We start from the raw sequence: 10,498 nt of genomic DNA, 5'->3' as shown, positions 1-10,498 counted from the left end.
CGCCGCCCGTGCCGGCCACCCAACCCAGCGTCGCGCCCGCGCCTGCCACACCCGCGCCGCCGATCATCCTGCTGCCGCGCGACCAGCTCGCCGCGGCCGACATCGCGCGCGCCCCCGCCGCGCCCCCGACGGCCGGACCACCGGCACCGCGCCGCGTCTATGGCCCGCCCGACAATCGACCGCCCTCCAACGACACGCCGCGCGTCGCGGGCAGCGGCCCCAATGGCGAGCCGCTCTATGCCGCGTCCTGGTATCGCGAGCCCTATGACGACGAACTGAGCGGATACCTGTCGACGGCCAAGGGGCCGGGCTGGGGGCTGATCGCGTGCCGCACCGTCCCCGACTATCGCGTCGAGGACTGCTATGCGCTGGGCGAGGGGCCGGAGGGATCGAACATCGCGCGCGCGGTGCTGGCGGCCGCGTGGCAATTCCGCGTGCGCCCGCCGCGTCTGGGCGGGCGGCTGAAATATGGCGAATGGGTCGCCATCCGCATCGATTACGGCACGCGTGCAAGGCTGCGCTGACGCATGGCGCTGTTGTCCCGCGCTGGGTCTGGCCAGTTTGCCGTAAGGTAAATCGGAGAAACAGGCGTCGGTTGATGGGCTGAGATCAAGTGCATGCACGGCACACGTAAATAATGGCCGGATCGGGCTTGTCGTTGCGGCCGATTCTTGAAATAAACCTCATATCGGCCAGCGCGTTCATCGGATTGACGCCTTTGGGGATTGGTGCATTTGACGAGCCTCTATTTCGTCGCGCCGGGCAACCTGGAATGGCGAGCGCAGGAATCGCCGCGCCTGATCGATGGGGGTGACGCGCTGGTTCGCCCGGTGGTCGCGACGACGTGCGACATTGATCCGCTGATCATCTCTGGCCGCGCGCCGCTGCGCGGGCCGTTTGCGATCGGTCACGAAGCGATCGGCGAAGTGGTCGAAGTCGGGCGCGATGTTGCCGGTATGCGCCCCGGCGACCGGGTCGTGATGAGTTATTATGATGCGTGCGGCCACTGCGCGCGCTGCGGCCAGGCGCGCCCCAACCGCTGTCTGGAAAACAGCCCGGACCTCGTGCGGCGCAACTGGCATGGTATCGGCTTTACGCCGACGGGCTATTTTTCCGACCTCGTCCGGGTCCCGGCTGCGGACTATGCGCTGCGCGTCCTGCCGGCTGAAGTCGAACCGACCCATCTCGCCAGCCTGGGCGACAATATCGGTTTCGCCTGGGAATATGTCGTCCCGCATCTCGATCGCACCCCGGGCGCGGACGTGCTGGTGATGGGCGGGTCAGGGTCGATCGGGCTCTATGCCGTCGGGATCGCGATCGCCGCCGGCGCGAACGCCGTCACCTATGTCGATCAGGTGCCGGCTCGGCTCGCAATCGCCGAACGCTATGGCGCGACCGTCGTCGAGGGGCCGCCCCCCAGGTCAATTGGCAGCTTTCCGATCACGGTCGATGCCAGTGCCGACGCGGCCAGCCTGGTCTGCGCGTTGCGCTCGACCGAGGTCGAGGGGCATTGTTCGTCGGTCGGCGGCCATTTCGCGCCGGTCGAACTCCCCCTTTTCGAGATGTACGCGCGTGGTGTCCATTTCTACACGGGACCCGGGCGCGGCATTCCGAATGTCGATCCCGCGCTGGCGTTGATCCAGTCCGGGCGTTTCGATCCCGCGCCGGTGACGAGCGGGCTTTTTCCGTTCGACGATGCAGCCAAAGTGCTGACCGAGCCCGGATTGAAGCCGGTCTTCGTCCGATGAAGCGCCAGTGGGTGCCGGGACTGTTCAGGCCCGATCAGTAGAAGCGACGGAGCGTCAGCTCGCGGACGCGGCCGTCGCACAGGGCGAGCGTCACCACCCGGCCGGGCGTGTCGGTCAGCCAGGTCACGTCGGTGCTGCCCGTCGGGCCGGGGGTCACGTCCTTGCCGTCGACCGCGCAGATCAGGTCGTCGACCTGCCACCCCGCCTTTGCGGCCGGGCTGTTCGCCATGACGTGCAGCACCTTTAGCCGCCCGGTCTGCTGGCCGAGCAGCAAGCCGCTGGTCGAGCGTTTGGGTACGTCGAGCGCACGAGCGCCGGGCACGAAGATCATGTGGCCCGCCATGGGGTCGAGCAGCACGCGGTAGCGCATCAGAAAGCCCGAGCCGATCCGCCCGGTCGTGCCCGTGCTCGCCGCAAAGCCGCTCTGCGGTTCGATGCGGACCTCGACATTGTGCGCAGCAAGCGTGGCGACGCGCAGCTCGGGGACGATCGCCATCTGGGACACCACGGGGCCGCCCAGCCCGTAAGCGAGCGTGGTGGTGAGGCCGGGGGTGGCAACTCGCGCGCGCTGCCAGACGGGCCGGGTGACGGTGACCGACGAGCCGTCGCCGGTATCGATCAGCACCGGTCGCACGGTTTGTGCGCCCAGCATCAGCTCGCTGACATAGACCTGGCGGTCGGCGGACAGCCGCAGCGGCGCGCGCGCCCCGGTATAGGGCAGGCGACCGCTGGGCAGCAGGCGAAAGCGGCGCGCATCATAATCGATGTCCAGCGCGCAGCAGGACAGGATGTCCGCCCCGACCAGCGCGTCGATCGGCGACGCGGTCGCGGTGGCGGCCGCGGCGAGCGGCAGGATGCCGACCCGGCCGCCGGTGCGCGTCAGTCCGCCGATGCGGACCTGCCGCGCCTGGCCCCAGCGCAGGTTGATCTGGCCGCCGATCGCGATGGCGCGACCTTCCCCGGCGGGGGCCAGACCCGCACGGCCGGCGAATTCGGTCGACACGACGGTGTGACTGACCCCGGTGTCGAGGATCGCGCGGCCGGCGACACCGTTGATCTCGACGTCGAACAGCAGCTGGTTGCCCGGTGTCGTCTGAAACGCCACCCAGCGCGCCTCCGCATCGGGGGCGAGCGTGACGGCGACGGGAACAGGCGTGGCGGCCTCGACCGCCTTCGCCCGGCGCTGGACCGGTTCGGCCCGGCTTGCCGGAACCGCCGACGCCAGCAGCGTGGCGGGAATCATCAGGACGCAGCAACGCATTCGCGGCACAGCCTAGCGCGCGCGATCGCCGCTCGCCACTTCCGAATTACCCGCGAGGATCAGAGGCAGGCTTCGAGCAGTGCCTGGTCGAAGCCGAACTGCTTGGCCTTTTCAAGCGTGTAGGGACGCAGGCCCATCGCGCGATATTCGCCGATGATCTTGCCGTCGGCGCTTTCGTCCAGATACTCGAACTTGAAAAGCTCCTGCGTCACGATCACGGGACCTTCCATGCCGATCACTTCGGTGATGTTGGTCACGCGGCGCGAGCCGTCGCGCAGGCGCTTGACCTGGACGATCAGGTCGACCGAGTCGGCGATCTGGCGGCTGATCGCTTCCTTGGGCACCTTGATGTCCGACATCATCACCATGTTCTCCATACGCGCCAGGCATTCGCGTGGGGAATTGGAGTGGAGCGTCGCCATCGAGCCGTCATGGCCGGTGTTCATCGCGGCGAGCAGGTCGAAACACTCGCTGCCACGAATTTCGCCCAGGATGATGCGGTCGGGACGCATACGCAGCGCGTTCTTGACCAGATCGCGGATCGTGATCTCGCCCTGGCCCTCCAGATTTGGCGGGCGGGTTTCGAGCGGCAGCCAGTGCGGCTGCTGCAGCCGGAGTTCGGCCGCGTCCTCGATCGTCAGCACGCGCTCGCCCGGGTCGATCATCTTGGACAGGGCGTTGAGCATCGTCGTCTTGCCCGAGCCGGTACCGCCCGAGATGACGATGTTGAAGCGGCTCGCGCCCGCGACCTTGAGCGCGGTCGCCATCTTCTCCGACATCGATCCGCCCTTGGCCATCATGTCGAGCGTGATCGGCTTGGCGGAAAACTTACGGATCGAGATCGCGGTGCCCTTGAGGCTCAAGGGCGGCACGATCACGTTGACACGGCTGCCGTCCTTCAGGCGGGCGTCGGCGAGCGGCGTCGTCTGGTCGACGCGGCGGCCGACCTGGTTGACGATACGCTGGGCGATCTGGAACAGATGCTCCTCGTCGCGGAACTGGATGTTGGCGATCTCGAGCTTGCCCTTGCGCTCGACAAAGGTCTGGTCCGGCCCGTTGACCATGATGTCGCTGATCGCGGGGTCGGAGAGCAATTCCTCGAGCGGCCCCAGCCCGAGCAGCTCGTCGACCAGCACCTTTTCCAGCGCGAACTGTTCGCGGCGGTTGAGGGTGAGCTTCAGCTCGGCGAGCACCTCGCCGATGATCGGGCGAAACTCCTCGGCCAGCTCGTCCTTGTTGAGCGTGGCGGCGGCTTCGGGATCGACGCGTTCGAGCAGGCGCGGCAGCACCTGTTCCTTGATGCGGTGGATCGAGCTCTCAAAGCCCTCGACCCGGCTGTTCGCGGCGTCGCCCGACGCCTGCTGGCGTTCGTCGAGCCGCGCCATCGCGTCGAGCCCCTGGGCGCTGACCAGCGGGCTGATCTCTTCGCTGGGGCTGGCACCGGGGACGGGGATCTGCGGGAACTGCGTTGCGACATCGGGTTCGCCGGGGCGGGCCGGACCGCCCTGCATCGGGCGCGCCACGCCGAACGAAGGGCGCCCGCCGCCCGCACCATTTACGCCACTGCGTCGCCCGAATGCGTTCACGTCTGTCTCTCGCCCGGCCAAAACTATTGACCCCAGCGATAGGCGCGAACCTTTTACAATTGCCTAACCACGTCGCGAAACCGTCGGTCCGGCGGCGCGGATCAGGCCTCGGCGCGCTCGGCGAGCACGGTCAGGCCGCGCGCGTTAACCTCCGCAAAGCCGCCTTCGATGCGGATCGTTTCGGGTTCGCCACGCTCGGTACGATAGATGGCGAGCGCGCCGTCGCGGATCGTCGACATCAGCGGTGCGTGTCCTTCCAGCACACCGAAATCGCCGTCAGTGCCCGGCACGACGACCATATGCACCGATTCGGAGCGAACGAGCTTTTCGGGCGTGACGAGTTCGAAGTGGAGCATTTGTCGGTCCTTCTCCCTCTCCCCCGTGGGGAGAGGTTCGGGGAGAGGGGGTGCTGGAAGAGGCGGCGTCGGGCGTTTGGCCTTCCCCTCTCCCAACCCTCTCCCCACGGGGAGAGGGCGATGTTCGTTTACGCCTCGCTGGCCATTTTGGCGGCCTTGGCGATCGCTTCGTCGATGCCGCCGACCATGTAGAAGGCGCTTTCGGGCAGGTGGTCATATTCGCCGTTCACCACCGCCTTGAACGACTTGATGGTGTCTTCCAGCTGGACGAACTTGCCGGGGATGCCGGTGAAGACTTCCGCGACGTGGAACGGCTGGCTGAGGAAGCGCTGGATCTTGCGCGCGCGGCTGACCGTCAGCTTGTCCTCTTCCGACAGCTCGTCCATGCCAAGGATGGCGATGATGTCCTGAAGCGACTTGTACTTCTGCAGCGTCGACTGGACGGCGCGCGCGGTTTCGTAATGCTCTTGGCCGACGACGCGCGGCTCGAGCACGCGCGAGGTGGAGTCGAGCGGATCGACCGCCGGGTAGATGCCCAGCTCCGAAATCGCGCGGTTGAGCACGGTCGTCGCATCCAAGTGGGCGAACGAGGTGGCCGGCGCGGGGTCGGTCAAGTCGTCGGCGGGCACGTAGATCGCCTGCACCGAGGTGATCGACCCCTTGTTGGTCGAGGTGATGCGCTCCTGCAGCGCGCCCATGTCGGTCGACAGCGTCGGCTGGTAACCCACCGCCGACGGGATGCGGCCGAGCAGCGCCGACACTTCCGAACCGGCCTGGGTGAAGCGGAAGATGTTGTCGACGAAGAACAGCACGTCCTGGCCTTCGACATCGCGGAAATATTCGGCGATGGTCAGGCCAGAAAGGGCCACGCGCGCGCGTGCCCCGGGGGGCTCGTTCATCTGGCCATAGACCAGCGCGACCTTCGATCCTTCGCTGATCGCCTCGCCCGCCTCGTTCTTGGCGATTACGCCCGCGTCGAGGAATTCGTGATAGAGGTCGTTGCCCTCGCGGGTGCGCTCACCCACGCCCGCGAACACCGACGTGCCGCCATGCCCCTTGGCGATGTTGTTGATCAGTTCCTGGATGAGCACGGTCTTGCCCACGCCCGCGCCGCCGAACAGGCCGATCTTGCCGCCCTTGGCATAGGGCGCCAGCAGATCGATGACCTTGATGCCGGTGACGAGGATGCTGGCTTCGGTCGACTGGTCGACGAACTCGGGCGCCTTGGCATGGATGGGGGCGGTGGTTTCCGCGCCGATCGGGCCGCGCTCGTCAATCGGCTCGCCGACCACGTTCATGATGCGGCCCAGCGTCTTGGGGCCGACGGGCACGCGGATCTGCGCACCGGTGTCGGTGACGGTCTGACCGCGGGTCAGGCCCTCGGTCGAGTCCATCGCGATCGTGCGAACGGTGTTCTCGCCCAGATGCTGCGCGACTTCGAGCACCAGCCGGTTGCCGTTATTGTCGGTTTCGAGCGCCGACAGGATCGCGGGCAGCGTGCCGTCGAACTGCACGTCGACGACGGCGCCGATCACCTGGGCGATACGGCCGACATTGTTGGTGGTCCCGGCGGCGCGGGTCATTTCAGGCGCGGTTGCCATCTGCTTGTCCTTGGTCTGGCTGATTGTCCGGCGCCTTAGCGTCCGGACGCGTGAAAGTCACGGTGATGCGGCGCACGCCGTCCTCACCTTCGGTCGTATCGATCCGCACCGGCGTGCCGGCGATGCGGGTTTCGGCATCGGCTTCGCCAGCGACGGCGGCCAGCGCGTCGCCGGGTTCGAGGTCGAACTGGAACAGGAAATCGCCGATCACCTTGGCAAAGCGGCCCTTGGCGGTGTCGGCATAGTCGGGATCGGTCAGCGCGAGGGTGAAGTCGATGCGGTCGATCCGCGCCGCCGTCGCGCCGCTCACCTCGACCGTGCCTTCGTTCGGGGCCGGGCGATCCGATTGCGACAGGATGATCGGCTCGCCCCTGGTCGCGGCACCCTCGCCGGCCTGGCCATAGTCGGCGAGGCGGAAGCCGAACTGGTTGAGCGCGGCGACGGTGTCCGACGGCACGCCGAACACGCGGTCCCATTGCTTGAGGTCGGCGGTCGAATTGACCAGCTCGGCTTCCTGCTCGCGCACGGTCGGCTCGGCCGGCTGCGAATTGCAGCCGCCCAGCACCGTCGCCACCAGCAGGATCGCCAGCGCCGGCCGCATCAGAGCGCCTCCGCTCCCGAAATGATCTCGACCAGCTCGGTGGTGATCGCCGCCTGGCGCGTGCGGTTATATTCGATGTTGAGCCGCTTGATCAGGTCGCCGGCGTTGCGGGTCGCATTGTCCATGGCGGTCATCTTGCTGCCCTGCTCGGACGCCGCATTCTCGCGCATCGCGCGGAACAGCTGGATCGCGACGTTGCGCGGCAGCAGGTCGGCGAGGATCGATTCCTCGTCGGGCTCATATTCGACCACTGCGCCGCCATCGGTCGCCGGCGCGCCCTCGGCCGCTGCGGGAATCGCGACGGGCAGGATCTGCTGCTCGGTCGGTTCCTGGGTCAGCACCGACTTGAAGGTCGAATAGAACAGGTGCGCGACGTCGAACTCGCCGGCGTGGAAACGCGCGATCAGGTCGTCGGCATAGCCTTTGGCATCGGCGAAGCGCAGCTTGCCGAGATCGCCCGGCTCGATCGAATGCACCATCTGGTCGCGGAAGCTGCGCGCCAGCACCGCGCGGCCCTTGCGGCCGATGGTGTAGAACTTGACCGTCTTGCCCTGGGCGACCAGCTCTTCGGCACGGCGGCGCGCGAGGCGCGCGATGTTGGTGTTGAATGCACCCGCCAGCCCCTTGTCGCTGGTCGCGACGACGAACAGGTGCACCTGGTCACGCCCGGTGCCCGACAGCAGCAGCGGCCCGCCATCCTTGCGGCCGACGCGGGCGGCGAGCGAGGCGACGACGGCTTCCAGCCGCTGGGCATAGGGACGCCCGGCCTCGGCCGCGTCCTGGGCCCGGCGCAGCTTGGCGGCGGCGACCATCTTCATCGCCTTGGTGATCTTCTGGGTCGACTTGACCGACCCGATCCGCATTTTCAGTGCCTTGAGCGAGGCCATGTTACCCTTTTCCTCCCTCCCCCTGGAGGGGGAGGATACGAAGACTTGCCGGCGTGCCGGCTAGTCGAAGTTGGAGAGGGTGGTGCCTGTGGCGGCCCCTCTCCCAACCCTCTCCCCGTGGGGAAGAGGGCTTTCAAATCACGCGAACGTCTTGCCGAACGCAGTCAGCGCGTCCTTCAGCTTCGCCTTGGTGTCGTCCGACAGGTCCTTGCTGTCGCGGATCGCGCCGAGCACGTCGGCGTATTGCGAGCGCATCGCGCTCAACATCGCGGCTTCGTAGCGGACGACGTCCTGCACCGCGACCGCGTCCAGATAGCCCTGGGTGCCCGCGAAGATCGACACGACCTGTTCCTCGAACGGCATCGGGTTGAACTGCGCCTGCTTGAGCAGCTCGGTCAGGCGCGCGCCGCGGTTGAGCAGCTTCTGGGTCGAGGCGTCGAGGTCGGAGCCGAACTGGGCGAAAGCCGCCATTTCGCGGTACTGCGCCAGCTCCAGCTTGATCGAGCCGGCGACCTTCTTCATCGCCTTGGTCTGCGCGGCCGATCCCACCCGGCTGACCGACAGGCCGACGTTGATCGCGGGGCGGATGCCCGCGAAGAACAGGTCGGTTTCGAGGAAGATCTGGCCGTCGGTGATCGAGATCACGTTGGTCGGAATGTACGCCGACACGTCACCCGCCTGGGTTTCGATGATCGGCAGCGCGGTCAGCGAACCCGAGCCATGGTCCTTGCCCATCTTGGCCGCGCGCTCGAGCAGGCGGCTGTGCAGGTAGAACACGTCGCCGGGATAGGCTTCGCGGCCCGGCGGGCGGCGCAGCAGCAGCGACATCTGGCGATAGGCGACCGCCTGCTTGGACAGATCGTCATAGACGATGACCGCGTGCATGCCGTTGTCGCGGAAGAACTCGCCCATCGCGCAGCCGGTGTAGGGCGCGAGGAACTGGAGCGGCGCGGGCTCCGACGCGGTCGCGGCGACGACGATCGAATATTCCATCGCGCCCGATTCCTCGAGCTGGCGGACGATCTGCGCGACGGTCGAACGCTTCTGGCCGATCGCGACATAGATGCAGTAGAGCTTCTTGGATTCGTCGTCGCCCTTGTTCGCTTCCTTCTGGTTGATGAAAGTGTCGATGGCGACGGCGGTCTTGCCGGTCTGGCGGTCGCCGATGATCAGCTCGCGCTGGCCGCGGCCGACGGGGACGAGCGCATCCAGCGCCTTTAGGCCCGTCTGCATCGGCTCGTGCACCGAGGTGCGCGGGATGATGCCGGGTGCCTTGACCTCTACGCGGCTGCGCTGGTCGGCGACGATCGGGCCCTTGCCGTCGATCGGGTTGCCGAGCGCGTCGACGACGCGGCCGAGCAGGCCGCGACCGACCGGCACGTCGACGATGGTGCCGGTGCGCTTGACGACGTCGCCTTCCTTGATCTCGCTGTCCGACCCGAAGATCACGACGCCGACATTGTCGGCTTCGAGGTTGAGCGCCATGCCCTGGATGCCGTTGGCGAACTCGACCATCTCGCCGGCCTGGACATTGTCCAGGCCGTGGATGCGGGCGATGCCGTCGCCGACCGACAGCACCTGACCGGTTTCGGAAACCTGGGCTTCGGTGCCGAAGCTGGCGATCTGGTCCTTGATGACCTTCGAGATTTCTGCGGCGCGGATATCCATTGCGAGTGCCTTAACCTTTCATCGCGTGCGCGAGTGCGTTCAAACGGGTGCGGATCGAGCTGTCGATCATCTGGCTGCCGATGCGGACGACCAGGCCGCCGAGCAGCGCGGGGTCGACCGACAGGTCGACGGTGACGTCGCGGCCGGTGCGGGCGCGCAGCTGCTGCTTCAGCGCGTCGACCTGGGCCGGGGCAAGGGGGTGGGCGGAGACGACTTCGGCCGTCGTCTCGCCGCGATGGCGCGCGGCCAGCATGCGGAAGTCGCGCACGACCCGCTCCAGCTCGCCGAGGCGGCGGTTCTGGGCGAGCACGCCCAGCAGGTTGCGCGTGATCTCGCCGAGCGCCAGCGCGTCGGCGGCCGCCGCGATCGCGCGGCCGGCTTCGGTGCGCCCGACCACCGGGCTGGTGACCAGCCGGCGCAGCATATCCGATTCGCGCAGCCCCTGACGCACCCGATCCAGGTCGGATTCGACCGCGTCGATCGCCTTCGCCTCGCGCGCAAGCTCGAACAGTGCGATGGCGTAACGTCCGCTGATCGTTGCCTGAATACCGCCGGAAATATCCACGGGTCGCGGGTTCCTCTTAAGGGATCGGGTTGGTCCCATGGGGAAAGGGGGCGCCGGTCGGGCGCCCTCTAATGGGTCGCGGCGCGGTTAGCATCGGGTTCGCCGCGATGCAAGCGGGGCGCTGGCGGCGTGCCGACGCCGTCCCGGGCGGCGCGACGCGGCATCGCTGCGCGCCAAATCGCTTTGATCGCAATTGGCGGGACGGCGGGGCCGGTGCGGCGCTAT

The 10,498-nt window shown here is 67.5% G+C and carries 9 protein-coding genes and 1 pseudogene; 2 read left to right on the top strand and 8 right to left on the bottom strand.

The features are described from left to right. Together AX676_RS17990 and AX676_RS00240 are read left to right on the top strand one after the other, a co-directional pair. Window positions 1-524, top strand: a pseudogene (locus AX676_RS17990) (hypothetical protein); the annotation flags it as partial. A 210-nt stretch (window positions 525-734) separates the two neighbouring features. Then, window positions 735-1,748, top strand: a complete 1,014-nt coding sequence (locus AX676_RS00240; protein ID WP_066480623.1) for a zinc-dependent alcohol dehydrogenase — start codon at window positions 735-737, stop codon at window positions 1,746-1,748. Between the two features lie 34 nt (window positions 1,749-1,782). Here AX676_RS00240 and AX676_RS00235 read toward each other — a convergent pair whose 3' ends face one another. The 8 genes from AX676_RS00235 to AX676_RS00200 form a co-directional block, all read right to left on the bottom strand. Further along, window positions 1,783-3,009, bottom strand: a complete 1,227-nt coding sequence (locus tag AX676_RS00235) for an aspartyl protease family protein (RefSeq protein WP_066480470.1) — start codon at window positions 3,007-3,009, stop codon at window positions 1,783-1,785. Between the two features lie 59 nt (window positions 3,010-3,068). Further along, window positions 3,069-4,595 carry a CpaF family protein gene (locus tag AX676_RS00230; protein ID WP_197417143.1) on the bottom strand — a complete coding sequence of 509 codons (1,527 nt, stop codon included), beginning with the start codon at window positions 4,593-4,595 and terminating at the stop codon, window positions 3,069-3,071. 101 nt (window positions 4,596-4,696) lie between these two features. Next, window positions 4,697-4,951 carry an ATP synthase F1 subunit epsilon gene (locus AX676_RS00225; RefSeq protein WP_066480473.1) on the bottom strand — a complete coding sequence of 85 codons (255 nt, stop codon included), beginning with the start codon at window positions 4,949-4,951 and terminating at the stop codon, window positions 4,697-4,699. A 128-nt stretch (window positions 4,952-5,079) separates the two neighbouring features. Then, a complete protein-coding gene (gene atpD / locus AX676_RS00220; protein ID WP_197417144.1) occupies window positions 5,080-6,534 on the bottom strand; it encodes a F0F1 ATP synthase subunit beta in 1,455 nt (484 codons plus the stop codon). A 1-nt stretch (window position 6,535) separates the two neighbouring features. After that, a complete protein-coding gene (locus AX676_RS00215) occupies window positions 6,536-7,153 on the bottom strand; it encodes a hypothetical protein (protein WP_066480475.1) in 618 nt (205 codons plus the stop codon). Next, window positions 7,153-8,040: a F0F1 ATP synthase subunit gamma gene (locus AX676_RS00210; protein ID WP_066480476.1), complete on the bottom strand. Its 888-nt coding sequence runs from the start codon at window positions 8,038-8,040 to the stop codon at window positions 7,153-7,155. Before AX676_RS00210 ends, AX676_RS00215 begins: the two co-directional genes overlap by 1 nt. Window positions 8,041-8,178: 138 nt before the next feature. Then, the gene (gene atpA / locus AX676_RS00205) at window positions 8,179-9,708 is read right to left on the bottom strand and encodes a F0F1 ATP synthase subunit alpha (RefSeq protein ID WP_066480477.1); all 1,530 of its coding nucleotides are present in this window, start codon (window positions 9,706-9,708) and stop codon (window positions 8,179-8,181) included. Between the two features lie 10 nt (window positions 9,709-9,718). After that, the gene (locus AX676_RS00200; RefSeq protein ID WP_066480479.1) at window positions 9,719-10,273 is read right to left on the bottom strand and encodes a F0F1 ATP synthase subunit delta; all 555 of its coding nucleotides are present in this window, start codon (window positions 10,271-10,273) and stop codon (window positions 9,719-9,721) included. Between the last annotated feature and the right edge of the window lie 225 nt (window positions 10,274-10,498).

Origin of the sequence: Sphingomonas sp. CCH21-G11 (genome assembly GCF_001555965.1) — a bacterium.
In the GTDB taxonomy this organism is placed as follows: Bacteria; Pseudomonadota; Alphaproteobacteria; order Sphingomonadales; family Sphingomonadaceae; genus Sphingomonas.
This window is presented reverse-complemented; position numbering and strand designations above follow the sequence as displayed.

Coding starts and splice junctions, on each gene's coding strand:
- AX676_RS00235 (WP_066480470.1), bottom strand. CDS start 3,009: ATGCGTTGCTGCGTCCTGATGATTCCCGCCACGCTGCTGGCGTCGGCG.
- AX676_RS00225 (WP_066480473.1), bottom strand. CDS start 4,951: ATGCTCCACTTCGAACTCGTCACGCCCGAAAAGCTCGTTCGCTCCGAA.
- atpD (WP_197417144.1), bottom strand. CDS start 6,534: ATGACCCGCGCCGCCGGGACCACCAACAATGTCGGCCGTATCGCCCAG.
- AX676_RS00215 (WP_066480475.1), bottom strand. CDS start 7,153: ATGCGGCCGGCGCTGGCGATCCTGCTGGTGGCGACGGTGCTGGGCGGC.
- AX676_RS00210 (WP_066480476.1), bottom strand. CDS start 8,040: ATGGCCTCGCTCAAGGCACTGAAAATGCGGATCGGGTCGGTCAAGTCG.
- atpA (WP_066480477.1), bottom strand. CDS start 9,708: ATGGATATCCGCGCCGCAGAAATCTCGAAGGTCATCAAGGACCAGATC.